Origin of the sequence: Streptomyces sp. SAI-127 (assembly GCF_029894425.1) — a bacterium.
Taxonomy (GTDB): domain Bacteria; phylum Actinomycetota; class Actinomycetes; order Streptomycetales; family Streptomycetaceae; genus Streptomyces.
The window spans coordinates 4,529,756-4,555,179 of record NZ_JARXYJ010000001.1 but is presented as its reverse complement, the minus strand read 5'-3'; the positions used below and the strand labels follow the sequence as shown (position 1 = coordinate 4,555,179).

At 68.6% G+C, this 25,424-nt stretch carries 20 protein-coding genes and 2 pseudogenes; 18 read left to right on the top strand and 4 right to left on the bottom strand.

Annotated elements, in window-relative coordinates; genetic code table 11:
* Positions 1–13: 13 nt before the first annotated feature.
* From M2157_RS20665 to M2157_RS20655, 3 genes are read left to right on the top strand one after another with little or no spacing between them, the layout of a single operon-like run.
* Entirely contained in the window at positions 14–2,293 is a 2,280-nt protein-coding gene (locus M2157_RS20665; protein ID WP_280863185.1) for a bifunctional polysaccharide deacetylase/glycosyltransferase family 2 protein, read from the top strand.
* Positions 2,293–3,588 carry an acyltransferase gene (locus tag M2157_RS20660; RefSeq protein WP_280865909.1) on the top strand — a complete coding sequence of 432 codons (1,296 nt, stop codon included), beginning with the start codon at positions 2,293–2,295 and terminating at the stop codon, positions 3,586–3,588. The genes M2157_RS20665 and M2157_RS20660 overlap by 1 nt, the downstream gene beginning before the upstream one ends.
* Positions 3,585–4,280 (top strand): demethylmenaquinone methyltransferase, encoded by a 696-nt coding sequence (locus tag M2157_RS20655; protein ID WP_280863183.1) that lies wholly within the window; start codon positions 3,585–3,587, stop codon positions 4,278–4,280. The genes M2157_RS20660 and M2157_RS20655 overlap by 4 nt, the downstream gene beginning before the upstream one ends.
* A gap of 18 nt (positions 4,281–4,298) precedes the next feature.
* Here the strand turns inward: M2157_RS20655 and M2157_RS20650 are convergent, their stop codons facing one another.
* Together M2157_RS20650 and M2157_RS20645 are read right to left on the bottom strand one after the other, a co-directional pair.
* On the bottom strand, positions 4,299–4,616 hold the full coding sequence (locus M2157_RS20650) for a PASTA domain-containing protein (RefSeq protein WP_280863838.1): 318 nt from the start codon (positions 4,614–4,616) through the stop codon (positions 4,299–4,301).
* A gap of 109 nt (positions 4,617–4,725) precedes the next feature.
* Positions 4,726–5,250, bottom strand: coding sequence for a GNAT family N-acetyltransferase (locus M2157_RS20645; RefSeq protein WP_280863182.1), 525 nt, complete (start codon positions 5,248–5,250; stop codon positions 4,726–4,728).
* Between the two features lie 122 nt (positions 5,251–5,372).
* Here M2157_RS20645 and M2157_RS20640 point away from each other — a divergent pair, with 122 nt between their 5' ends.
* A complete protein-coding gene (locus M2157_RS20640) occupies positions 5,373–6,659 on the top strand; it encodes a geranylgeranyl reductase family protein (RefSeq protein ID WP_280863181.1) in 1,287 nt (428 codons plus the stop codon).
* Positions 6,660–6,764: 105 nt separating this feature from the next.
* Here M2157_RS20640 and def read toward each other — a convergent pair whose 3' ends face one another.
* Both def and M2157_RS20630 read right to left on the bottom strand, forming a co-directional pair.
* Positions 6,765–7,412 carry a peptide deformylase gene (gene def / locus M2157_RS20635; protein WP_280863180.1) on the bottom strand — a complete coding sequence of 216 codons (648 nt, stop codon included), beginning with the start codon at positions 7,410–7,412 and terminating at the stop codon, positions 6,765–6,767.
* A gap of 227 nt (positions 7,413–7,639) precedes the next feature.
* A complete protein-coding gene (locus M2157_RS20630; RefSeq protein ID WP_280863179.1) occupies positions 7,640–8,446 on the bottom strand; it encodes a C40 family peptidase in 807 nt (268 codons plus the stop codon).
* Between the two features lie 734 nt (positions 8,447–9,180).
* Between M2157_RS20630 and M2157_RS20625 the strand changes: the two genes are divergently transcribed.
* The 14 genes and pseudogenes from M2157_RS20625 (at position 9,181) to nuoN (ending at position 25,209) form a co-directional block, all read left to right on the top strand.
* Positions 9,181–9,540: an NADH-quinone oxidoreductase subunit A gene (locus M2157_RS20625; RefSeq protein WP_007383963.1), complete on the top strand. Its 360-nt coding sequence runs from the start codon at positions 9,181–9,183 to the stop codon at positions 9,538–9,540.
* Between the two features lie 14 nt (positions 9,541–9,554).
* On the top strand, positions 9,555–10,109 hold the full coding sequence (locus tag M2157_RS20620) for an NADH-quinone oxidoreductase subunit B (protein WP_018528252.1): 555 nt from the start codon (positions 9,555–9,557) through the stop codon (positions 10,107–10,109).
* A complete protein-coding gene (locus M2157_RS20615; protein ID WP_059204991.1) occupies positions 10,106–10,873 on the top strand; it encodes an NADH-quinone oxidoreductase subunit C in 768 nt (255 codons plus the stop codon). The genes M2157_RS20620 and M2157_RS20615 overlap by 4 nt, the downstream gene beginning before the upstream one ends.
* Positions 10,870–12,192 (top strand): NADH-quinone oxidoreductase subunit D, encoded by a 1,323-nt coding sequence (locus tag M2157_RS20610; protein WP_280863178.1) that lies wholly within the window; start codon positions 10,870–10,872, stop codon positions 12,190–12,192. Before M2157_RS20615 ends, M2157_RS20610 begins: the two co-directional genes overlap by 4 nt.
* The gene (gene nuoE, locus M2157_RS20605; protein WP_280865908.1) at positions 12,189–13,061 is read left to right on the top strand and encodes an NADH-quinone oxidoreductase subunit NuoE; all 873 of its coding nucleotides are present in this window, start codon (positions 12,189–12,191) and stop codon (positions 13,059–13,061) included. Before M2157_RS20610 ends, nuoE begins: the two co-directional genes overlap by 4 nt.
* Positions 13,058–14,408: pseudogene (nuoF, locus tag M2157_RS20600) on the top strand (NADH-quinone oxidoreductase subunit NuoF). Before nuoE ends, nuoF begins: the two are co-directional and overlap by 4 nt.
* Positions 14,405–16,909, top strand: coding sequence for an NADH-quinone oxidoreductase subunit G (locus M2157_RS20595; RefSeq protein ID WP_280865907.1), 2,505 nt, complete (start codon positions 14,405–14,407; stop codon positions 16,907–16,909). Before nuoF ends, M2157_RS20595 begins: the two are co-directional and overlap by 4 nt.
* Positions 16,906–18,270, top strand: coding sequence for an NADH-quinone oxidoreductase subunit NuoH (gene nuoH, locus M2157_RS20590; RefSeq protein WP_266515120.1), 1,365 nt, complete (start codon positions 16,906–16,908; stop codon positions 18,268–18,270). The genes M2157_RS20595 and nuoH overlap by 4 nt, the downstream gene beginning before the upstream one ends.
* A pseudogene (gene nuoI / locus M2157_RS20585) lies at positions 18,263–18,914 on the top strand (NADH-quinone oxidoreductase subunit NuoI). Before nuoH ends, nuoI begins: the two are co-directional and overlap by 8 nt.
* Positions 18,911–19,762, top strand: coding sequence for an NADH-quinone oxidoreductase subunit J (locus M2157_RS20580; RefSeq protein ID WP_280863174.1), 852 nt, complete (start codon positions 18,911–18,913; stop codon positions 19,760–19,762). Before nuoI ends, M2157_RS20580 begins: the two are co-directional and overlap by 4 nt.
* Positions 19,759–20,058 (top strand): NADH-quinone oxidoreductase subunit NuoK, encoded by a 300-nt coding sequence (nuoK, locus tag M2157_RS20575; protein WP_003974374.1) that lies wholly within the window; start codon positions 19,759–19,761, stop codon positions 20,056–20,058. The genes M2157_RS20580 and nuoK overlap by 4 nt, the downstream gene beginning before the upstream one ends.
* Positions 20,059–20,072: 14 nt before the next feature.
* Positions 20,073–21,986 (top strand): NADH-quinone oxidoreductase subunit L, encoded by a 1,914-nt coding sequence (gene nuoL / locus M2157_RS20570; protein ID WP_280865906.1) that lies wholly within the window; start codon positions 20,073–20,075, stop codon positions 21,984–21,986.
* A 5-nt stretch (positions 21,987–21,991) separates the two neighbouring features.
* On the top strand, positions 21,992–23,563 hold the full coding sequence (locus M2157_RS20565; RefSeq protein ID WP_280863172.1) for an NADH-quinone oxidoreductase subunit M: 1,572 nt from the start codon (positions 21,992–21,994) through the stop codon (positions 23,561–23,563).
* Complete coding sequence (gene nuoN / locus M2157_RS20560; RefSeq protein ID WP_266515105.1) at positions 23,560–25,209, top strand: NADH-quinone oxidoreductase subunit NuoN; 1,650 nt, start codon at positions 23,560–23,562, stop codon at positions 25,207–25,209. The genes M2157_RS20565 and nuoN overlap by 4 nt, the downstream gene beginning before the upstream one ends.
* The last annotated feature ends 215 nt before the right edge of the window (positions 25,210–25,424 follow it).

Genomic DNA, 25,424 nt, shown 5'->3' with positions numbered 1-25,424 from the left:
AACGGCCCACCACATGACCACGACGACGCCCTCCCGCGGCCGCCGGCGTGCCCCCACCCGCATTGAGCGGGCGGCGGGCAAGGCCGCGGCGTTGCAGAAACCCCGGGTCATCCTCGCCCTGCTGCTCCTGCTCGGCCTGACCAGCGTGATGCTGCTCGACGGCTATCTGCGCGCCGAGGTCGGCGGCGACGAGCGGGTGCGCGACGGCGCCAGCTCCAGCAAGGTCCCCGACAAGATCCTCAACGGCGGGCCGATCATCAGCTTCCGGGGCGGCCAGGCCACCACGACCTCCGTGCCGGCCAAGACGATCGCGCTCACCTTCGACGACGGCCCGAACCCGACGTACACGCCCCAGGTCCTGAAGATCCTTGAGAAGTACGACGTCCCGGCCACCTTCTTCCTGGTCGGCTCGATGGTCTCGCGCTACCCGGGGATCGTGAAGGACATGGTCGACCAGGGCAATGAGGTGGGCATCCACACCTTCACCCACGTCGACCTCTCCTACCAGAGCGACGCCCGCATCCGGCGCGAGATGACCCAGACGCAGCTCGCCCTCGCGGGCGCGGCCGGCATCACCACCACGTTGTTCCGGGCGCCGTACTCCTCGGAGACGGACGCGATCGACAACTACAGCTGGCCCGTGTACGAGAAGCTCGGCGAGGAGGGCTACACCAGCGTCTTCGTCGACACCGACAGCGACGACTGGAAGAAGCCGGGCGTCTCGAAGATCGTCAAGTGGGCCATGCCGTCCGGGACTTCGGGTGCCTCCGTGCTGATGCACGACGCCGGCGGCGACCGTGAGCAGACGATCAAGGCGCTGCCGGAGTACATCGAGAAGATGCGGGCGAAGGGCTACACCTTCACCACCATCAGCGGGGTCATCGAGGCGCAGAACACGGCTGCCCGCGCGGGACAGCAGACGAACGCCCCCGCGGGCACCGGGGGCGGACAGCTCCGGGGCGGGGACCAGAACGGCACCGACCGCCTCCAGGCCGCGCACCGCGAGGCCACCGGCACCACCCTCTACGAGGGCAAGGCGCTCGTCATGGCCGTCGCCGTCGCCGAGTACACCGTCCCCACGCTGTCGGTCGGACTCGTGATCGTGGGTGTGGCCGTCATGGGCCGGTTCGGGATGATGCTGATCCTCGCCCGCCGCCACTACCGACTGCGCAACAAACGCCGCTTCAGCTGGGGACCCACGGTCACCATGCCGGTGACCGTGATCGTGCCGGCGTACAACGAGAAGGAGTGCATCGCCAACACCCTGGAGTCGCTGGCGAAGAGCACCCATCCGATCGAGGTCATCGTCGTCGACGACGGCTCCTCCGACGGCACCTCCGAGATCGCCCGCGAGGCGGCCCGCACGCTGGGGATGACGAACGTCCGGGTCATCCGCCAGGAGAACGCGGGCAAGCCGGCCGCCCTCAACAACGGTGTCCGCAGCGCCAGTCACGACATCGTCGTGATGATGGACGGCGACACCGTCTTCGAACCGGACACCGTACGGCAGCTGGTGCAGCCCTTCGCGAACCCGGAGGTCGGCGCGGTCGCCGGCAACGCCAAGGTCGGCAACCGCGACACCGTCATCGGCGCCTGGCAGCACATCGAGTACGTGATGGGCTTCAACCTCGACCGCCGGATGTACGACCTGCTGCGCTGCATGCCCACCATCCCGGGCGCGATCGGCGCGTTCCGCCGCGAGGCGGTCCTCCAGGTCGGCGGGATGAGCGAGGACACCCTCGCCGAGGACACCGACATCACCATCGCGATGCACCGCGCGGGCTGGCGGGTCGTCTACCAGGAGCACGCGCGCGCGTGGACCGAGGCGCCGGGCTCCCTGAAGCAGCTGTGGTCGCAGCGCTACCGGTGGTCGTACGGCACCATGCAGGCGCTGTGGAAACACCGCAAGTCCCTCACGGACAAGGGCCCCTCGGGCCGTTTCGGCCGCGTCGGCATGCCGCTGGTGGTGATCTTCCAGATCGTCACGCCGGTGTTCGCCCCGCTGATCGACGTGTTCACCGCATACTCGATGGTCTTCGTCGACTTCCGGGCGGCGCTGTACGCCTGGCTCGCGGTCCTCGGCGTCCAGCTCGTGTGCGCGGCGTACGCCTTCAAGCTGGACAAGGAGAAGTACCGCTATCTGCTGATGATGCCGCTCCAGCAGCTGGCCTACCGCCAGATGATGTACCTCGTCCTGATCCACTCCTGCATCACCGCGCTCACCGGCGGCCGGCTGCGCTGGCAGAAACTGAAGCGAACCGGCGAGGTCGGGACCCCGGCGGGGGTGGGCTGATGAGCTGGGAACAGCAGGGGTATCAGCAGCAGGGCCATCAGGAGCAGGGGTACGGCTATGGGTACGGGTACTCGGGGTACGTAGAGCAGCCGCAGCCGTATACGCAGCCGTATCCGCAGGAGTACGTCGAGTACGGCTACTACGGACAGGGCACGGAGCCGGAGGCGCCGGAGCCGCCGGTTCCCGGAGCCCCCGCTGACGCCGAGGCGGAGGAGGAGAAGCCTCCGTCTCGGCCCCCGGGCCGCGACCGCTACTTCGACACCCTCCGGGCCGTCGCCCTGATCCGGGTCGTCACCTATCACACCTTCGGCTGGGCCTGGGCGGGCATGGTCTTCCCCTCCATGGGGATCATGTTCGCCCTGGCCGGCACGCTGATGGCGAAGTCCCTGGAGCGGCCCGCCCTCACGGTGGTCGGAAGCCGGATGCGCCGCCTGCTGCCGCCGTTCTGGTTCTGGGGCGTCTTCGTGGTCCTCGCGATGATGGTCCACGACTGGATGCCGGGCTGGCAGATCGTCTACTGGATCGTGCCGCTCGGCGATCCGCCGGGCAACGCGTGGGGCGAGCAGGCCTGGGAGATTCTCTGGTACCTGCGGACGTACCTGTGGTTCGTCCTGCTGTCGCCGGTGCTGCTGAAGGTGTTCCGGCTGGCTCCGGTGCCGGTCCTGCTGCTGGCGCTGGCCCCGATCGTGGTCTTCCAGTTCCTGTGGGAGCCGCCCGACAACCGCCTCGGCAGCGCGCTGACGGACCTGGCCACCTTCCTGTTCTGCTGGATCCTGGGCTTCGCCCACCGGGACGGGGTCCTCGAGCGGCTGAAGGCGCCGGCCGTCGTCGCTCTCTCGCTCGCCGCGATCGGGTTCGGCGGCTGGTACGCCTTCACTCATCAGGGTGAGACGGGCTCGTACGACCTTGACGACATCCCCCTCGCGCAGGCCTTCTGGTCGGCCGGGTACGTGACGCTCCTGATGTGGGCCAAGTCGCGCTTCGGGATCGACTTCGGCCGGCTGACCCGCTTCCGGCGGACCGACCGGGTCGTCACGATCTTCAACTCCCGCGCGGTGACGATCTACCTGTGGCACGAGATCGCGCTGATCCTCGCCGTGCCGCTGATCGACCAGTTCTGGAACGTGCCCGCGTTCGAGAAGTGGCTGCCCCTGGAGAGCCAGTGGTTCATGTTCGGCATCGGCTGGATCCTGATCGGGGTGTTCGTGCTGCTGTGCGGATGGGTGGAGGACGTGGCCGGGAAGAAGAAGCCGCAGCTTCTTCCGGGAGGGCGGCCTGCAAGAATGGAGACGTGACCCGCGCTTCCCTGAACAAGCAGCCGCACGAAGTCGCCTCGATGTTCGACGACGTGGCGGAACGGTACGACCTGACGAACGACGTGCTGTCGCTCGGTCAGGACCGGGTGTGGCGCAAGGAGGTCGCCAGGGCCGTCGACGCCCGCCCCGCCCAGAAGATCCTGGACCTGGCGGCGGGCACGGCCACCTCGTCGCTGCCCTTCGCCCGCACCGGCGCCTATGTCGTGCCCTGCGACTTCTCGATCGGCATGCTCCAGGTCGGCAAGCGGAAGCACACCTGGCTGCCGTTCACCGCGGGCGACGCGACGAAGCTGCCCTTCAGGGACGACACCTTCGACGCCGTCACCATCTCCTTCGGGCTGCGCAACGTCCAGGACACCGACACCGCGCTGCGCGAGATGTACCGGGTGACCAGGCCCGGCGGCCGGGTCGTGATCTGCGAGTTCTCGCACCCGACCTGGGCGCCCTTCCGCACGGTCTACACCGAGTACCTGATGCGCGCCCTGCCTCCGGTCGCCCGCGCGGTCTCCTCCAACCCCGACGCCTACGTCTACCTCGCCGAGTCCATCCGCGCCTGGCCGAACCAGCCGGCCCTGGCGGAACGACTCCAGAAGGCCGGCTGGTCGAAGGTGGCGTGGCGGAACCTGACGGGTGGGATCGTGGCCCTGCACCGGGGTGTCAAGGAGAGCTGAGCGGCCCGGCGCGCTCCGTCAGAGTCCCGTGACGCACCGGACCACGTACGGGTCTCCCGGCTCGTCCAGCTCGCGCTGGAGGCCGCCGCTCGGGGGTCTGGGGATGCGGGGCTCGCGGCTGCCCCCGCCACCCTCACCGGGACCGAGGTCGAACCACACGTACACCACCGAGTCCCGCGGCACCTCCGCGCCTGCCTGCGGGTACTGGCGTACGACATAGTCGACGACGGCCTGGTGGAAGTCCTTCCGATCCGGCGCATTGACGAACAGGCCCTGCGCCTGGGCCGTCTCGCGTGCGTCGACGGCCATGAGTCCGACCAGACGCGGTACGCGCACTTCGGGCGTCTTGGGTGTTATGCGCACAGATGTCACCCCCAGCGGTACTGGAAGGGTAACTCCGGCCCGTGGCGGCAGGAAGTGCCGAGTGTCTTTCTGTAGCAGACCGCTACCCTGAGTGACCGCTCTGGAGGGAGAGACGGAAGCAGAGCGCCTCTTCGTTCAACCGGGGGTGCGGGAAGGTCTCCGCGAGTTCCATTCCGAGACGCTTGGCGACCGAGATCGACCGTTCGTTGCCGGGTCTGACCATCGCCACCACGTCCGTGACGCCCGCCGCCCTGAGCCGCTCCAGGGTCATCTGCGCGGCCGCCGTGGCGTATCCCTGGCCCCAGTACGTCCGTCCGAGCCGCCACCCGATCTCGATCTCACCCGTGGGCCCCCAGTCCTGCGGCCACGGCTGGGCACCGGTGAAGCCGACGACCTGCCCGCTCTCGTCGACCATGGTCCACAGACAGAAGCCCCGCTCGGCGTCGTGCCGGCGCTGGCGCGCGGTGAGCTCCTCGTAGACGTACAGCTCAGCGGACCTGCCGCCGTGGAACTCCATGACGTCCGGGTCGTCGAAGATCCGGTGCCAGGCGACGGCGTCCTCGTCGGTGGGGACGCGCAGCCGTACAAGGGGCAGAGCTCGGTTCACTGGGGCAGCCCTTCAGCCGGGTGATCAATTCTGCTGAATAGACTGCCCATGTCCAGTGCCGGTCGGCACGCGGATTCAGAACTTGATTCCGAACTAGATTCCGAGCCTGGGGAGATCCCGCCGTGACCGAGCCCCTGTCCGAGAACACCGCCGATGTCATCGTCGTCGGCGCGGGGCCGGCCGGCTCCACGACCGCGTACCACCTCGCCAAGTCCGGACTCGACGTGCTCCTGCTGGAGAAGACCGAGTTCCCGCGCGAGAAGGTCTGCGGCGACGGCCTCACCCCGCGTGCCACCAAACAGCTCGTGGCGATGGGCATCGACATCTCCGAAGAGGCCGGCTGGCTGCGGAACAAGGGTCTTCGGATCATCGGCGGTGGCGTACGCCTCCAGCTCGACTGGCCGGATCTCGCCTCCTTCCCCGACTACGGCCTCGTCCGCAAGCGCGACGACTTCGACGAGCAGCTCGCCCGCCAGGCCCAGAAGGCCGGGGCGCGGCTGTTCGAGCGCTGCAACGTCGGTGCCCCGATCGTCGACGACCGCACGGGCCGCATCACCGGCGTCCACGCGAAACTCGGTGAGGACAAGCGCGAAGTCACCTTCCACGCGCCCCTCGTGGTCGCCGCCGACGGCAACTCCACCCGGCTCTCCCTCGCGATGGGCCTGCACCGCCGCGAGGACCGCCCCATGGGCGTGGCCGTACGGACGTACTTCGAGTCCCCGCGGCACGAGGACGACTACCTGGAGTCCTGGCTGGAGCTGTGGGACCGCCGCGGCCCCGGCGAGGACCGGCTGCTGCCCGGCTACGGCTGGATCTTCGGCATGGGCGACGGCACCTCCAACGTCGGCCTCGGCGTCCTGAACACCTCCGACTCCTTCAAGGAGCTCGACTGGCGCGAGGTGCTGAAGGCCTGGTGCGCCTCGATGCCGGAGGAGTGGGGCTACACCCCGGACAACATGACCGGCCCGATCCGCGGCGCCGCCCTGCCGATGGCCTTCAACCGCCAGCCGCACTACACCAAGGGCCTGCTCCTGGTCGGCGACGCCGGCGGCATGGTGAACCCCTTCAACGGCGAAGGCATCGCCTACGCCATGGAGTCCGGCCAGATCGCCGCCGACGTCATCGTCCAGGCCCACGCCCGCTCCACCCCCGCGGGGCGTGAGATGGCCCTGCAGCGCTACCCGCGCGTCCTCAAGGACACCTACGGCGGCTACTACACGCTGGGCCGCGCCTTCGTGAAGCTCATCGGCAACCCGAAGGTCATGAAGATCGCGGCCCAGCGCGGCCTGACCCACCCGCTGCTCATGAAGTTCACCCTCAAGATGCTCGCCAACCTCACCGACCCCACGGGCGGCGACGCGATGGACCGGATCATCAACGGGCTGAGCAAGGTGGCGCCGAAGGCGTGACGGGAGCCCCTCGGACGGAGCACCGTGGAGGGATGGACGTAGGGGTCGCGTTACCCGTGTTCGTCATCCTCATCGCGGTGTCGGTGTGGGCGCTGGTCCACTCCCTCAGGCGCTGACGGTGCCCTGACCGCCGTTCAGCGCCTCGATGTTGGCCGCCCGGCGGGCGAACACCTCGTCCCGCCGGTCCGCCACCTGCCGCAGCGCCTCCTTGCGGTCCCGCTTGGACAGCCGGTCCAGATACACGTGTCCGTTCACATGGTCGGTCTCGTGTGCCAGGCAGCGCGCGAAGTACCCGGTCCCCTCGATCACGAGCGGTTCGCCGTCCTTGTCGAACCCGCGGACCACGGCCCGGTCCGGACGCGGTACGTCCATGACGGCGCCCGGCACCGACAGGCACCCCTCGCTGTCGTCGAGCAGCCTGCGTTCGGCCGGGTCGAACTGCTCGAGCACCGGGTTGACGATGTGCCCGACATGCCGGACCCCGTTGTCGTCCGGGCAGTCGTAGACGAAAAGCCGCAGACCGACGTCGACCTGGTTGGCCGCGAGGCCCGCCCCTTCCGCGATGTACATCGTCAGGAACATGTCGTCGATCAGCGCGGCGAGATCGGGCCCGAACTCGGTCACGTCCCGGCACGGCTTGTGCAGCACCTCCTCGCCGACCTCGGTGATGCGCCGGACCTGCCCGCGCCGGGCCTCGGGGGCGAGACGCGGATACGAGTCGGTGGGCCTGCCCTGAACGAACACACTGGGCATGGTGGTGTCTCCTGTTCGATGTGGGTGGTGAGGATGCTGTGGGCGGTGGGTCCGAGAGGTTCACCGGAACCTCTCCTTTCCCTCCGTTGCCCATGACAACAGCACACATCGAACAGCCCCAGGAGCAGACCGGCCAGACCCGCCCCGGGCAAGCGCGAGCAACTCCTGGATGAACCAGTGGGGCCGCAGCCCCCGAGCGGCTGCGGCCCCATCAAGCTGTTCAGGTGTCAGAGCACCCGCACCGCTCCGGTCGGCGGGTCGTAGGACAGCGGCTTCTCGGCGACGCCCGTCGAGGGGTTCTGCGCGCCGACGAACATGCCGTCGCCGACGTACACCGCCACGTGGTACGCGCTGCCGGCGCCGCCCCAGTACAGGATGTCGCCCGGCTGGAGGTTGCTCAGCGAGACCTGGGTACCCGCGGTCGACTGGTCCTGCGAGACACGCGGCAGGTCGACGCCGATCTGGCTGAACGCGGCCTGGACGAGGCCGGAGCAGTCCCAGGAGTTGGGGCCGGTGCCGCCGGAGACGTAGGCGTCACCGACCTGAGCCTTCACGAAGGCGATGACGGCCGCGGCCGAACCGGTGGCCGTGGACGAGCTCGTGGAGACGCTGGCGCTCGCCGAGGCGGACAGCGTGGCCCGCTCGGTGCTGCGCGAGGCGGCTTCCTCGGCGGCGGCCCTGCGGGCTTCCTCAGCCTTCTTCTTGGCCTCAGCCTTCTTCTTGGCCTCCGCGAGGTCCGCCTTGGCCTGCTTCGCGGCCTTTGCGGCGGCCGCGTCGCGCTCGGCCTGCAGCTGGTAGTTGGCGGCTGCCTGCTGCATCGCGTCGGCGGACTCGGCGACCTGGCTGCCCAGATCGGCCGACAGGGTGGGCAGTTCGAGGGTCTGCGTCGTCGACTCGGCGGCGAACGCCGAAGCCGACGCGCCCGCCGCTGCCATGCTGAGCACGCCACCGGCGACGCCAGCGCGGACGGCGATCGAAGTCGTCGCGCTGCGGCGGGGTTTCCGGTGACTGCGTATGTGAGCGGTGTGGGACATGAGACCAACTGGTATCAGGGGCTCCTCCATACCTTCAAGAAACGTGTGCTGCGCCACAGTTGTTCAATCGGTGGCCCGAATCCCCGGCGGCTCACTCTTTATTGACGCCGTAACGGACATTGCGGACGCTCGTGATCAAGCCTGTGATCATGGCCTTTCGCTGTTACGCCCTAATTGCCCCGCATCTACCATCGGTTGAGGCCGATGGCCAAGCCCCCTTCTTAGGAACCTCTCATATGTGTGGCGGAGGTCACGCAACGGTTACGGCGGTGGCTGCGTCCGGAGGTGGCCGGCGCTCGTGAATGTGTGCACGCGTCCACATCCGCCCTCCCGGGTCCCTCCGAGGTGTGAATGCGGTCCACTACCAAGCAGTCGCGTCCAGCACCAATTTGCATGCAGGAGAAGTCTCTTGATATGGAGACGCCTCTCCCGACCTGCGCCGACTAGCGGAAATGTCACCTCTGGTGATCACTCGGACGCTTCTCGTGTGAAGATCACCGCTGATCCGACTTCATGATCCTTCGCCTGGTGGTGGAGATCACAAAGCTTGTGCAATACCCCGTGTCGCAGATCACAGACCGGCAGGCATAGGATGCGGGTCAGTTGGGCTTGTGACCTGCTTCACATGTTCGCGATCTTCGTCGAGGCAGACGGAGGTCAGAGGGACGTATGAGTCGGGTGTGAGTCCGATGCCATCGCCAGCAGTCAGTGCCGACTGAGAGGAGCGAGGAGCGGTGAACGCTTATGCGCCCATCCTCGTACTGGGAGCCCTCGGGGCAGGCTTTGCGATCTTCTCCGTGGTCATGGCCACGCTGATCGGTCCGAAGCGGTACAACCGGGCCAAGCTCGAGGCCTACGAGTGCGGGATCGAGCCGACCCCCACGCCGGCCGGCGGCGGGCGCTTCCCCATCAAGTACTACCTGACGGCGATGCTCTTCATCGTCTTCGACATCGAGATCGTCTTCCTCTACCCCTGGGCCGTCACCTTCGACGCCCTGGGTGTTTTCGGGCTCGTGGAGATGCTGCTCTTCGTGCTCACCGTCTTCGTCGCGTACGCGTACGTATGGCGGCGCGGCGGCCTGGAATGGGACTGAGGGGCCTTTAACTCATGGGACTCGAAGAAAAGCTGCCGAGCGGCTTCCTGCTGACCACCGTCGAGCAGGCCGCGGGCTGGGTGCGTAAGTCGTCCGTCTTCCCGGCCACCTTCGGCCTGGCCTGCTGTGCCATCGAGATGATGACCACGGGCGCCGGACGCTACGACCTGGCCCGCTTCGGGATGGAGGTCTTCCGCGGCTCACCCCGCCAGGCGGACCTCATGATCGTCGCAGGCCGGGTCAGCCAGAAGATGGCGCCGGTGCTCAGGCAGGTCTACGACCAGATGCCGAACCCCAAGTGGGTCATCTCCATGGGGGTCTGCGCCTCCTCGGGCGGCATGTTCAACAACTACGCGATCGTGCAGGGCGTCGACCACATCGTCCCGGTCGACATCTATCTGCCCGGCTGCCCGCCACGGCCCGAGATGCTGATGGACGCGATCCTCAAGCTCCACCAGAAGATCCAGTCCTCCAAGCTCGGCGTGAACGCCGAGGAGGCCGCCCGCGAGGCGGAGGAGGCGGCGCTCAAGGCCCTGCCCACGATCGAGATGAAGGGGCTGCTGCGGTGAGCGACGCGAACGGCACGAGCAACGGCGCGGGCGGGGCGTCGAACGGGGTGAACCCCGAGAAGGATCTCGCCGCCTCCAACCTCCCCGGCCAGCGCGGCGACGGCGGTGAGGAGATCCGCGTCCAGCGCGGCATGTTCGGCGCCAACAACGGCGGCGACACCTCCGGCTACGGCGGCCTGGTCCGCTCGGTCCGCCTCCCGGGACCGGCGGCCCGCCCCTACGGCGGATGGTTCGACGAGGTCGCCGACGAGTTGGAAGGCGCCCTGGAGGAGCAGGGACTGCTCCCCGGCAACGCGATCGAGAAGACGGTCGTCGACCGCGACGAGATCACCTTCCACATCGAGCGCGAGCACCTGCTCCGCGTCGCCCGCACCCTGCGCGACGACCCGGCCCTGCGCTTCGAGCTCTGCACCGGAGTCAGTGGCGTCCACTACCTCCACGACAAGGGCCGCGAGCTGCACGCCGTCTACCACCTGCGCTCGATCACCCACAACCGGCTGATCCGCCTGGAGGTCAGCGCGCCGGACGCCGACCCGCACATCCCGTCGCTGGTCTCCGTGTATCCGACCAACGACTGGCACGAGCGCGAGACCTACGACTTCTTCGGGATCGTCTTCGACGGTCACCCGGCTCTGACGCGGATCATGATGCCGGACGACTGGCAGGGCCACCCGCAGCGCAAGGACTACCCCCTCGGCGGCATCCCCGTCGAGTACAAGGGCGCCCAGATCCCGGCTCCGGACCAGCGGAGGTCGTACTCATGAGCACGCAGCACGCAACTCCGCGTGAGACCACCGAAGGCACCGTGTACACGGTCACCGGTGGCGACTGGGACGAGGTCGTCCAGTCCGCGGCCCGCGCCGACGACGAGCGCATCGTCGTCAACATGGGCCCCCAGCACCCCTCCACCCACGGAGTGCTCCGCCTGATCCTGGAGATCGACGGCGAGACGGTCACCGAGGCCCGCTGCGGCATCGGCTACCTCCACACCGGCATCGAGAAGAACCTCGAGTTCCGCACGTGGACGCAGGGCACCACGTTCGTGACGCGCATGGACTACCTGACGTCCTTCTTCAACGAGACTGCCTACTGTCTCGCCGTCGAGAAGCTCCTCGGCATCGAGGACCAGATCACCGAGCGGGCCGAGATCATCCGGGTGCTCCTGATGGAGCTGAACCGGCTCTCCTCGCACCTGGTGTGCATCGCCACCGGCGGCATGGAACTCGGCGCCACCACGATCATGATCTACGGATTCCGTGATCGTGAAATGATTCTCGACATCTACGAGCTCATCACGGGCCTGCGGATGAACCACGCGTACATCCGCCCCGGCGGACTCGCGCAGGACCTGCCGCCCGGCGCGGTGGACCACATCCGCGAGTTCGTGAAGAAGATGAAGAAGAACCTCCCGGAGTACGACAAGCTCGCCACCGGGAACCCCATCTTCAAGGCCCGTATGCAGGACGTCGGCTACCTCGACCTGGCGGGCTGCATGGCCCTCGGTGCCACCGGCCCGATCCTGCGCTCCACCGGCCTGCCGCACGACCTGCGCAAGTCACAGCCGTACTGCGGCTACGACACATACGAGTTCGACATCCCGACCGCCGACACCTGCGACTCCTACGGCCGCTTCCTCATCCGGCTCGAGGAGATGCGCCAGTCGCTCAGGATCGTCGAGCAGTGCCTGGACCGGCTGCAGCCCGGCCCGGTCATGGTCGCCGACAAGAAGATCGCCTGGCCCGCCCAGCTCGCCCTGGGTCCCGACGGGCTCGGCAACTCCCTCGACCACATCAAGAAGATCATGGGCACCTCCATGGAGGCCCTGATCCACCACTTCAAGCTGGTCACCGAGGGCTTCCGCGTCCCGCCGGGACAGGCGTACGCGGCCGTCGAGTCGCCCAAGGGCGAACTCGGAGTGCACGCCGTGTCCGACGGCGGCACCCGCCCCTTCCGGGTCCACTTCCGCGACCCGTCCTTCACCAACCTTCAGGCCATGGCGGCGATGTGCGAGGGCGGCCAGGTCGCCGACGTCATCGTCGCTGTCGCGTCCATCGACCCCGTGATGGGAGGCGTCGACCGGTGACCACCAGTTCTTCCGAGCGGGGCGTCAGCCTGGGCATGCCCGAACTGCCCGCGCCCGCGTACCCGGACGACGTTCGAGAGAGGCTCGAGAGGGACGCGCGCGAGATCATCGCCCGCTACCCGGACTCCCGCTCGGCGCTCCTGCCGTTGCTGCACCTCGTGCAGTCGGAGGAGGGACACGTCACGCGCACCGGGATGCGGTTCTGCGCGGACGTGCTGGAGCTGACCACGGCCGAGGTGACCGCGGTGGCCACCTTCTACACCATGTACCGGCGCAAGCCCTCGGGTGACTACCAGGTGGGTGTCTGCACCAACACCCTCTGCGCGGTGATGGGCGGCGACGCGATCTTCGCGGAGCTCCAGGAGCACCTGGGCGTCGGCAACGGCGAGACCACCGACGACGGCAAGGTCACTCTGGAGCACATCGAGTGCAACGCGGCCTGCGACTTCGCGCCGGTCGTGATGGTCAACTGGGAGTTCTTCGACAACCAGACCCCGGCGAGCGCGAAGGCCATGGTCGACGACCTGCGCGCGGGCCGTCCGGTGGAGCCCACGCGCGGGGCGCCGCTGTGCACCTTCAAGGAGACCGCGCGGATCCTCGCCGGCTTCCCCGACGAGCGGCCGGGGGCCGTCGAGGCGAGCGGCGGAGCGGGACCCGCGTCGCTGGTGGGCCTCCGCCTGGCCAGGGGAGAGACCGCACCCGCGCGCGTGGTCCATCCGCGCGACGGCGGACCGCACGACGAGCCGCACGACAAGGCCGTCCACGAGCCGTCACCGACGGAGCACCTGAGCTCACACGACGCGCCACAGGACACGTCGGCCTCCGACCCGGCCCACCCGGCCGGGCCCGCCGCCGAGGAGGGGGAGTGATGACCTTGGCACCCGAACTGAAGGACACCAGTCCCGAGAAGCTGCTGGCACCCGTGCTGTCGGCCTTCTGGGACGAGGACAAGTCCTGGTCGCTGGACGTCTACAAGAGGCACGAGGGGTACGAGGGGCTCCGCAAGGCGCTCGCCATGTCGCCGGACGACCTGATCGCGTACGTCAAGGACTCCGGTCTGCGCGGCCGCGGTGGTGCGGGATTCCCGACCGGAATGAAATGGCAGTTCATTCCGCAGGGAGATGGAAAGCCGCACTATCTAGTTGTCAACGCCGACGAGTCGGAGCCCGGGACGTGCAAGGACATCCCGCTCCTCTTCGCGAACCCACACAGCCTCATCGAGGGCATTGTCATCGCGTGTTATGCCATCAGGTCGTCGCATGCCTTCATCTATCTGCGTGGTGAGGTCGTCCCAGTACTGCGGCGGCTGCACGCGGCCGTGAGCGAGGCCTACGCGGCCGGCTACCTCGGACAGAACATCCTGGGCAGCGGCCTCGATCTCGAACTCACCGTGCACGCGGGCGCGGGCGCGTACATCTGCGGTGAGGAGACCGCACTTCTCGACTCGCTCGAAGGCCGCCGGGGTCAACCGCGGCTCCGTCCCCCTTTCCCTGCGGTCGCGGGCCTGTATGCATGCCCGGACTGTGGTGAACAACGTGGAGTCGATCGCGTCGGTTCCCGCGATTCTGACCCGGGGCAAGGAATGGTTCCGGTCGATGGGCAGCGAGAAGTCCCCGGGCTTCACGCTCTACTCGCTCAGCGGCCACGTCGCCAGTCCCGGCCAGTTCGAGGCCCCGCTCGGCATCACTCTCCGCCAGCTGCTTGAGATGAGCGGCGGGATGCGGCCGGGGCACCGGCTGAAGTTCTGGACGCCCGGCGGTTCCTCGACGCCGATGTTCACCGACGAGCACCTCGACGTCCCCCTCGACTACGAGGGTGTCGGCGCCGCCGGTTCGATGCTCGGCACCAAGGCCCTGCAGTGCTTCGACGAGACGACCTGTGTCGTGCGCGCCGTCACCCGCTGGACCGAGTTCTACGCCCACGAGTCCTGCGGCAAGTGCACCCCGTGCCGAGAAGGGACGTACTGGCTCGTGCAGTTGCTGCGCGACATCGAGGCCGGCAAGGGCGTCATGTCCGACCTCGACAAGCTGAACGACATCGCCGACAACATCAACGGCAAGTCGTTCTGCGCCCTCGGTGACGGCGCCGCCTCGCCGATCTTCTCCTCGCTCAAGTACTTCCGCGAGGAGTACGAGCAGCACATCACGGGCCGCGGCTGCCCCTTCGACCCGGCCAAGTCGACGGCCTGGGCCGACCGCACGGAGGTGAACGCATGACTGTGACCACCAACGCTCCCGCAGGCGGGGGAGAGGCGGCGGTCCCGCCGGAGGATCTCGTCACGCTGACGATCGACGGCGCCGAGATCAGCGTGCCCAAGGGCACCCTGGTCATCCGGGCCGCCGAAGAACTCGGCATCGAGATCCCCCGGTTCTGCGACCACCCCCTCCTCGACCCGGCCGGCGCCTGCCGCCAGTGCATCGTCGAGGTCGAGGGCCAGCGCAAGCCGATGGCCTCCTGCACCATCACCTGCACCGACGGGATGGTGGTGAAGACGCACCTCACCTCGCCGGTGGCCGAGAAGGCCCAGCACGGTGTGATGGAGCTCCTCCTCATCAACCACCCGCTGGACTGCCCGGTCTGCGACAAGGGCGGCGAGTGCCCCCTGCAGAACCAGGCGATGTCCCACGGCCAGGCAGAGTCCCGGTTCGAGGGCAAGAAGCGGACGTACGAGAAGCCCGTCCCGATCTCCACACAGGTGCTGCTCGACCGCGAGCGGTGCGTGCTGTGCGCCCGCTGCACCCGCTTCTCCAACCAGATCGCGGGCGACCCCATGATCGAACTGGTCGAGCGGGGCGCGCTCCAGCAGGTCGGCACCGGTGAGGGCGACCCCTTCGAGTCGTACTTCTCCGGCAACACCATCCAGATCTGCCCGGTCGGCGCGCTGACATCGGCGGCGTACCGGTTCCGCTCCCGCCCCTTCGACCTGGTGTCCTCCCCGAGCGTGTGCGAGCACTGCTCCGGCGGCTGTGCCACCCGCACGGACCACCGGCGCGGCAAGGTCATGCGCAAGCTCGCGGCCAACGACCCCGAGGTCAACGAGGAGTGGATCTGCGACAAGGGGCGCTTCGCCTTCCGGTACGCGCAGCAGCGGGACCGGCTGGAGCACCCGCTGGTCCGCAACCCCGAGGGTGAGCTGGTGCCGGCCTCCTGGCCGGAAGCCCTCCAGATCGCCGCCCAGGGACTGCTCGCCTCGCGCGGCCGGGCGGGAGTCCTCACCGGCGGCCGCCTCACCATCGAGGACGCCTACGCGTACAGCAAGTTCGCGCGCGTGGCGCTCGACACCAACGACATCGACTTCCGCGCGCGTGTGCACAGCAGCGAGGAGGCCGACTTCCTGGCCGCGCGGATCGCGGGCCGCGGCCGTGACCTCGACGGTACGGGCGTCACGTACTCCGCTCTGGAGAAGGCACCGGCGGTCCTCCTTGTCGGGTTCGAGGCCGAGGAGGAGGCGCCCGGCGTCTTCCTGAGGCTGCGCAAGGCCTGGCGCAAGCACGGACAGAAGGTCTTCTCGCTCGCCACCCACGCCACCCGCGGCCTGGAGAAGGCCGGCGGCACGCTGCTGCCCGCCGCTCCCGGCACCGAGACCGAGTGGCTGGACGCGCTGGCCGGCGAAGTCGGGCTGGAGGGCGACGGCAGCAGGGCAGCCGAGGCGCTGCGCACGGCGGGCGCGGTGATCGTCGTCGGTGAACGGCTCGTCGCGGCGAAGGGCGGACTGACCGCCGCCGTACGGGCCGCCTCCGCGACCGGCGCGCAGCTGGTGTGGATTCCGCGGCGGGCCGGAGAGCGCGGCGCCCTCGAGGCGGGCGCGCTGCCCTCGCTCCTGCCGGGCGGCCGTCCGGCCACCGACCCGCGCGCACGTGAGGAGGTCGCCGCGGTCTGGGGCGTGGCCGATCTCCCGCACCGCTACGGGCGGGACACCGGTCAGATCGTCGAGGCCGCCGCATCCGGCGAGCTCCAGGCCCTGCTTGTCTCGGGCGTCGAGATCGCCGACCTGCCCGATCCGGCACGCGCGCGTGAGGCGCTCCAGGAGGTCGGGTTCGTGGTGTCGCTGGAACTGCGGCCCGGTGAGGTCACCGAGCTCGCGGACGTCGTCCTGCCGGTGGCCGCGGTCGCCGAGAAGGCCGGCACCTTCCTCAACTGGGAAGGCAGGGTGCGCTTCTTCGAGGCCGCGCTCAAGCCCGACCAGATGACCCGCAACCTGGCGCCCACCGACGCACGGGTCCTGCAGATGGTGGCCGACGCCATGGACGTGCACCTGGGCCTGCCCGATCTGCGCACCACGCGCGCGGAGATCGACCGGCTCGGTCCCTGGGACGGGCCGCGTGGCACCGACCCCCTGGAGACCGGGGCGCAGTTGCCGCGGCCCGCCGCCGGAGAGGCCGTACTGGCCGGGCATCGGCTGCTGCTCGACCAGGGTCTCCTCCAGCAGGGCGACGAGGCGCTCGCCGGGACCCGGCACGCGGCACGCGCGCGTGTGTCGGCCGCGACGGCCGCCGAGGTGGGCGTCAAGGAAGGCGACCTCCTCGCCGTGACCGGCAAGACCGGAGTCGTCGAGCTGCCGTTGCAGATCACTGAGATGCCCGACCGCGTGGTCTGGCTCCCGCTGAACTCCACCGGCGGCGGCGTCGCCTCCGACGCCGGGGTGCTGCCCGGTTCCCTCGTCCGCATCGGCCCGGCCACGCTCGCCGCCGAAGCCCCCAAGGAGGTGGAGGCATGAGCCCGTACCTCGCTGCGGAAGACCTCTCGATGTTCGGCACCGACCCCTGGTGGCTCGTCGTCATCAAGGCCGTCTTCTGCTTCGCCTTCCTGATGGTGACCGTGCTGTTCTCCATCGTGTGGGAGCGCAAGGTCGTCGCCTGGATGCAGCTGCGCATCGGCCCCAACCGGCACGGCCCCTGGGGCATGCTCCAGTCGCTCGCCGACGGCATCAAGCTGATGCTCAAGGAAGACGTCATCGTCAAGCGCGCGGACAAGGTCGTCTACATCCTCGCGCCGATCGTCGCGGCCATCCCGGCCTTCATGGCGATCGCGGTGATCCCCTTCGGCCCGTCCGGCAACGAGGTCTCGATCTTCGGGCACCGCACGGCGATGCAGCTCACCGACCTGCCGATCGCGATGCTCTACATCCTCGCGGTCGCCTCGGTCGGCATCTACGGCATCGTCCTGGCGGGCTGGAGCTCCGGGTCGACGTATCCGCTGCTCGGCGGTCTGCGCTCCTGCGCGCAGATGATCTCGTACGAGATCGCCATGGGTGCCGCTTTCGCCTCGGTGTTCCTCTACTCCGGGTCGATGTCCACCTCGGCGATCGTCGAGGCCCAGCAGGACCGCTGGTACATCGTCCTGCTGCCGGTCTCCTTCATCATCTACGTCATCACGATGGTCGGCGAGACCAACCGCGCCCCCTTCGACATGCCGGAGTCCGAGGGCGACCTGGTCGGCGGCTTCAACACCGAGTACTCGTCGATCAAGTTCGCGCTGTTCATGCTCGCCGAGTACGTGAACATGGTGACGGTCTCGGCCGTGACGACCACGCTCTTCCTCGGCGGCTGGCGGGCTCCCTGGCCCATCAGCACCTTCTGGGAGGGCGCCAACCACGGCTGGTGGCCGCTCCTCTGGTTCGTGATCAAGGTGCAGCTGCTGCTGTTCTTCTTCATCTGGCTGCGCGGCACGCTCCCGCGGGTCCGCTACGACCAGCTGATGAAGCTCGGCTGGAAGGTCCTCATCCCGGTCTCCGTGGTGTGGCTGATGCTCGTCGCGACCGTGCGGACCCTGCGCAACGAGAACTACGACTTCGCCGACATCGCCCTCTACGTCGGTGGCGGGGTCCTGGTCCTGCTGCTGCTCTCCTTCGTCGCCGACATGTTCCGCGAGAAGTCGAAGGCGGCAGCGCAGCCCGCCGAACAGCCGGCCGGATTCGACCCGATGGCCGGCGGATTCCCCGTCCCGCCGCTGCCCGGACAGGAGTTGCCGCCGGTACCGCGGCGCCCCTCGCGCCAGGAGCGGGAGCTGATTGTCAGTGGCGGGCCCGATACTCAGAGTGACGGATCTCTGGATGGAAAGGAGGCGTCCGATGGCTGAGGAACCCAAGGAGGCCGGGCCGATGAAGCCCGGCTTCATGAACCCAGTCGCCGGCTTCGGCGTGACCTTCAAGGCCATGTTCAAGAAGCGGCTGACCGAGCAGTACCCGGAGCAGCAGAAGACCACCGCTCCGCGGTTCCACGGACGGCACCAGCTCAACCGCCATCCGGACGGCCTGGAGAAGTGCGTCGGCTGCGAGCTGTGCGCCTGGGCCTGCCCCGCCGACGCCATCTATGTGGAGGGCGCCGACAACACCGACGAGGAGCGCTACTCGCCGGGCGAGCGGTACGGCCGCGTCTACCAGATCAACTACGCCCGCTGCATCCTGTGCGGCCTGTGCATCGAGGCGTGCCCCACGCGCGCGCTCACGATGACCAACGAGTTCGAGCTGGCCGACAGCAGCCGCGCCAACCTCATCTTCACCAAGGAGCAGCTGCTCGCCCGGCCTCGAGGACGGCATGGTCGACTCGCCGCACGCCATCTATCCCGGCACGGACGAGCAGGACTACTACCGGGGCCTGGTGACCGAGGCCGCGCCCGGCACCGTCCCCCAGGTCGCCGTCTCCAAGGGCGAGGTGGTCCAGGAGTCCGACTCCACCTTCGGTGAGGACGAACCGGCGTCGGAGAAGGTGATCGGGCGATGACCGCACCCCTTCAGCTCGCCACCACTCTGTCCGCCGGCACCTCCACCGGCGAGGCCTTCCAGTTCTGGGTCCTCGGCACCGTCGCCGTGATCGGCGCCCTGTGCACCGTCTTCATGAGGAAGGCCGTGCACAGCGCGCTCTGTCTCGCCGGCACCATGATCATCCTGGCGGTGTTCTACCTCGCCAACGGCGCCTACTTCCTCGGCGTCGTGCAGATCGTCGTCTACACCGGCGCGATCATGATGCTGTTCCTGTTCGTGGTGATGCTCGTCGGCGTGACCGCGGCGGACTCCCTGAAGGAGACCATCAAGGGGCAGCGCTGGCTGGCCCTGCTGTGCGGGCTCGGCTTCGGCATCCTGCTGTTCGCGGGCATCGGCAACGCCTCCCTCAATCAGTTCAACGGCCTCACCCAGGCCAACTCCGGCGGCAATGTGGAGGGCCTCGCCACCCTCATCTTCACCAAGTACGTCTTCGCCTTCGAAATCACCGGCGCCCTGCTGATCACGGCCGCCGTCGGCGCCATGGTGCTCACCCACCGCGAGCGCACCGAGCGCGCCCTGACCCAGCGTGAGATGGCCGAGAAGCGCGTCCGCGACGGCAAGCACCTCCCGCCGCTGCCCGCGCCCGGCGTCTACGCCCGGCACAACGCGGTGGACATCGCGGGCCTGCTGCCCGACGGCACCCCCTCCGAGCTCACGGTCAGCAAGACACTGCGCCAGCGCGGTCAGATCCGTGACGTGTCCGCCGAAGCTCTCAACGACCTCAAGGCGTTGGAGCAGCGCGCGGAGGAGCGCCTGGAGCGGACCGAGATCGAACCGGCCACCTTCAAGAGGGAGGCGTCGAAGTGAACCCGGTCAACTACCTCTACCTCGCCGCCCTGTTGTTCACGATCGGCGCCACCGGCGTGCTGATCAGGCGCAACGCCATCGTCGTGTTCATGTGCATCGAGCTCATGCTCAACGCCTGCAACCTCGCGTTCGTCGCCTTCTCCCGGATGCACGGCAATCTCGACGGCCAGATCATCGCCTTCTTCACGATGGTCGTCGCCGCCGCGGAGGTCGTGGTCGGGCTCGCGATCATCGTGTCGCTGTTCCGCTCCCGCCACTCGGCCTCGGTCGACGACGCCAGCCTGATGAAGCTGTAAGGGGTCGCTGAATCGTGGAGAACCTGATCGCGCTGCTCATCGCGGCGCCCCTGCTCGGAGCGGCGGTCCTGCTGACCGGCGGCCGGCGGCTGGACGCCGTCGGCCACTGGATCGGCACGATCCTCGCCGCCGCCTCCTTCGTGTTCGGTGCCATCCTCTTCGCCGACCTGCTCGGCAAGAGCGCCGAAGACCGCACGCTCATCCAGCATTTGTGGACCTGGATCCCGGTCGAGGGCTTCCAGGCGGACGTCACCTTCCGCCTCGACCAGCTGTCGATGACGTTCGTGCTGCTGATCACGGGTGTCGGCTCGCTGATCCACCTGTACTCGATCGGGTACATGGAACACGACGAGCGCCGCCGCCGCTTCTTCGGCTATCTGAACCTGTTCCTCGCGGCGATGCTGCTGCTCGTCCTCGCCGACAACTACCTTCTGCTGTACGTCGGCTGGGAGGGCGTCGGTCTCGCCTCCTACCTGCTGATCGGCTTCTGGCAGCACAAGCCCAGCGCGGCCACCGCGGCGAAGAAGGCCTTCCTGGTCAACCGCGTCGGCGACATGGGCCTGTCGATCGCGATCATGCTGATGTTCACGACGTTCGGCACCTTCGCCTTCGGCCCGGTCCTCGGCAGCCACGAGAAGCCCGGACTCGTCGAGGGCGCCTCCGAGGCCACGCTCACCGGCATCGCCCTGATGCTGCTGCTGGCCGCCTGCGGCAAGTCCGCCCAGGTGCCGCTGCAGTCCTGGCTCGGGGACGCGATGGAGGGCCCAACCCCGGTCTCGGCCCTCATCCACGCGGCGACCATGGTGACCGCGGGTGTCTACCTGATCGTCCGCTCCGCCAACATCTTCAACCTCGCTCCGGACGCCCAGCTCGTCGTCACCGTCGTCGGTGCCGTCACGCTCCTGTTCGGTGCGATCGTCGGTTGCGCGAAGGACGACATCAAGAAGGCACTGGCCGGATCGACCATGTCGCAGATCGGCTACATGGTCCTCGCCGCGGGCCTCGGCCCCATCGGCTACGTCTTCGCGATCATGCACCTGGTGACGCACGGCTTCTTCAAGGCCGGGCTCTTCCTCGGCGCCGGTTCGGTCATGCACGGCATGAACGACGAGGTCGACATGAGGAAGTACGGCGGCCTGCGCAAGTACATGCCGGTCACCTTCGTCACCTTCGGCCTCGGCTACCTCGCCATCATCGGCTTCCCGGGCCTGTCCGGCTTCTTCTCCAAGGACAAGATCATCGAGGCGGCCTTCGCCAAGGGCGGCACCGAGGGCTGGATCCTGGGCGGCGCGGCCCTGCTGGGCGCGGCCATCACCGCCTTCTACATGACGCGCGTGATGCTGATGACGTTCTTCGGCGAGAAGCGCTGGCAGCCGGACGCCGAGGGCCACGAGCCGCACCCGCACGAGTCCCCGAAGTCCATGACGATCCCGATGATCGTGCTGGCGTTCGGATCGGTCTTCGCCGGTGGGTTCTTCAGCATCGGCGACCGCTTCCTGCACTGGCTGGAGCCGGTCACCGGGCACTCTCACGGCGACTCCCCGGTCAGCGCCCTCACGGTCACCCTCGCCACGATGGTGGTCCTGGTGATCGGCGTGGCGATCGCCTACGCCCAGTACGGCCGCCGCCCGGTCCCGGTCGTCGCCCCGCGCGGGTCGCTGCTCACCCGGGCCGCCCGGCGCGACCTGCTCCAGGACGACTTCAACCACGTCGTCCTGGTCCGCGGCGGAGAGCACCTCACCCGCTCCCTGGTCTACGTCGACCACACCCTGGTCGACGGCGTGGTCAACGGCACGGCGGCCTCGGTCGGCGGCCTCTCCGGGCGGATGCGCAAGCTGCAGAACGGCTACGCGCGGTCGTACGCGGTCTCGATGTTCGGCGGCGCGGCGATCCTCGTCGCCGCGACCCTGCTGATGAGGGCGGTCTGATACCGATGTCCTTTCCTCTGCTGACAGCGACGGCGGCGCTCCCGGCGATCGGGGCGATCGCCACGGCCGCCGTGCCGGCCGCGCGACGCACCGCCGCCAAATGGCTGGCGCTGCTCGTCTCACTCGCCACACTCGCCCTCGCGATCACCGTCCTGGTCCGCTTCGACCCGGACGGCGCCCGCTACCAGCTCACCGAATCGCACGCCTGGATCGCTGACTTCGGGGTGCGGTACGAACTGGGCGTGGACGGCATCGGAGTGGCGCTTCTCGCGCTGACCGCGCTGCTGATCCCGTTCATCATCCTGGCGGGCTGGCACGACGCCGACCCGCTGGAGACCGGAAGCAGGCGGTGGCGGCCGACACAGGGCTTCTTCGCCCTGATCCTGGCCGTCGAGGCGATGGTGATCATCTCCTTCGAGGCCACCGACGTCTTCCTCTTCTACATCTTCTTCGAAGCCATGCTCATCCCGATGTACTTCCTCATCGGCGGCTTCGGGGACCGTGCCCACGCGGGCTCCGACGAGAAGGCGGCGGCCCAACGCTCGTACGCCGCCGTGAAGTTCCTCCTCTACAACCTGGTCGGCGGTCTGATCATGCTGGCCGCGGTGATCGGCCTCTACGTGGTCGCCGGGAACTTCAGCCTCCAGGAGATCGCCGAAGCGCGCGCCAACGGCTCGCTCGACATGGCGACCAACACCGAACGCTGGCTGTTCCTCGGGTTCTTCTTCGCCTTCGCGGTGAAGGCGCCCCTGTGGCCGCTGCACACCTGGCTGCCCAACGCGATGGGGGAGGCCACCGCCCCGGTCGCCGTGCTCATCACGGCGGTCGTCGACAAGGTGGGCACCTTCGCGATGCTCCGCTTCTGCCTCCAGCTCTTCCCGGAGGCCAGCAAGTGGGCGACGCCCGCGATCCTGGTCCTGGCGGTGATCAGCATCATCTACGGGGCGCTGCTCGCGGTCGGCCAGCGGGACATCAAGCGACTGGTGGCCTACGCGTCGATCTCGCACTTCGGCTTCATCATCATGGGCATCTTCGCGATGACCAGCCAGGGTCAGTCCGGCGCGACGCTCTACATGGTCAACCACGGGATCTCGACGGCCGCGCTGATGCTGGTGGCCGGCTTCCTGATCTCGCGGCGCGGCTCGCGGCTCATCGCCGACTACGGCGGAGTCCAGAAGGTCGCCCCGGTGCTCGCCGGCACGTTCCTGATCGGCGGTCTGGCGACCCTGTCCCTGCCGGGACTCGCGCCCTTCGTGAGTGAGTTCCTGGTCCTGGTCGGCACGTTCGCGCGCTACCCGGTGATCGGCATCATCGCGACCTTCGGCATCGTGCTCGCCGCGCTCTACACCCTCGTCCTCTACCAGCGGACGATGACGGGACCGGTGAAGCCCGAGGTTTCCGCGATGCCCGACCTGCGCGCGCGTGAGCTCCTGGTCGTCGCCCCGCTGGTCGTCCTGTTGATCTTCCTGGGCGTCTACCCGAAGCCCGTCACGGACATCGTGAACCCGGCGGTGAAGTCGACCATGTCCGACGTACATGAGAAGGACCCCAAGCCCGAGGTGGAGGCGGCCAAGTGAGCGCAGTAGCCGTCCACAGCCTGTGGACAACCGCGGCCGACCCGATCTCCAAGATCGACGCGCCGAAGATCGAATACGGACAGTTGTCGCCCACCCTGATCGTCGTGGGCGCGGCGATCATCGGAGTGCTGGTCGAGGCGTTCGTCCCGCGCAAGTCCCGTTACTACGCCCAGCTGTTCGTGTCCGTCGTGGCGCTGTGCGCCGCCTTCGCGGCGGTCGTCGCGCTCGCGAGCGACGGGTACGCCACCACCAAGGCGGGCATCGCGGCGATGGGCGCGATCGCCGTCGACGGACCGGCCCTGTTCCTCCAGGGCACGATCCTGCTGGCGGGACTGGTCGGCCTGTTCACCTTCGCCGAGCGCCGGCTCGACCCCGAGACACACGGCAACCGCGTCGACTCGTTCGCCGCGCAGGCCGCGTCCGTGCCGGGCAGTGACAGCGAGAAGGCCGCCGTGAAGGCCGGGTTCACCACCACCGAGGTGTTCCCGCTGCTGCTCTTCGCGGTCGCCGGCATGCTGATCTTCCCGGCGGCCAACGACCTGCTGACGCTGTTCGTGGCCCTGGAGGTCTTCTCGCTGCCGCTGTACCTGCTGTGCGCGCTGGCCCGCCGCAAGCGGCTCATGTCGCAGGAGGCCGCGGTCAAGTACTTCCTGCTGGGCTCGTTCGCCTCCGCGTTCACCCTGTTCGGCATCGCGCTGCTGTACGGCTACGCGGGCTCGGTGTCGTACGGCACCATCGCCAAGGTCGTCGACGGCACGATCACCACCGTGGACCCGGCGCTCGTGGACACCATGGGCAACGACGCGCTGCTGCTGATCGGCGCCGCGATGATCGTCATGGGCCTGCTGTTCAAGGTCGGCGCCGTCCCGTTCCACATGTGGACGCCGGACGTCTACCAGGGCGCGCCGACCCCGGTCACCGGCTTCATGGCGGCGGCGACCAAGGTGGCCGCCTTCGGCGCGCTGCTGCGCCTGCTGTACGTCGTCCTGCCGGGCCTGCGCTGGGACTGGCGGCCGGTCATGTGGGCGGTCGCGATCGTCACCATGCTCGGCGGTGCGATCGTCGCGATCACGCAGACCGACATCAAGCGGCTGCTGGCGTACTCGTCGATCGCGCACGCGGGGTTCATCCTCGCGGGTGTCATCGCGACCACGCCGGACGGGGTGTCGTCCGTCCTCTTCTACCTGGCGGCGTACTCGTTCGTGACGATCGGCGCGTTCGCCGTGGTGACGCTCGTGCGCGACGCCGGCGGTGAGGCGACGCACCTGTCCAAGTGGGCGGGCCTGGGCCGTCGTTCGCCGCTGGTGGCCGCCGTCTTCGCGGTGTTCCTGCTGGCCTTCGCCGGTATCCCGCTGACCTCCGGCTTCGCCGGGAAGTTCGCCGTGTTCAAGGCGGCGGCGGAAGGCGGCGCGGCGCCGCTCGTCGTGGTCGGTGTGATCTCTTCGGCCATCGCCGCGTTCTTCTACATCCGGGTGATCGTGCTGATGTTCTTCAGCGAGCCGCGCCCGGAGGGGCCGACGGTCGCCGTGCCGTCACCGCTGACGATGACGGCGATCGGGGTCGGCGTGGCGGTCACGCTGGTGCTCGGTGTGGCACCGCAGTACTTCCTGGACCTGGCGAACCAGGCGGGAGTGTTCGTGCGCTGATCCGCCCTGCCTGAACCGCGTTCATGCGGCGGGCCCCGGTTCCCCGCGAGGGAGCCGGGGCCCGTTGCGTACGGGGGCGCCGGTCCGTGGCCCGGGGGCGGGCCTCGTATGACAGCGGCCGATCGAATGGCCACGGAACGTCACGGTCCCGGCCTGTGGATAACTCCGACGCTGTCGGTCCCGGCACCTATCGTGGAGGCAGTGGTCGAGGGACG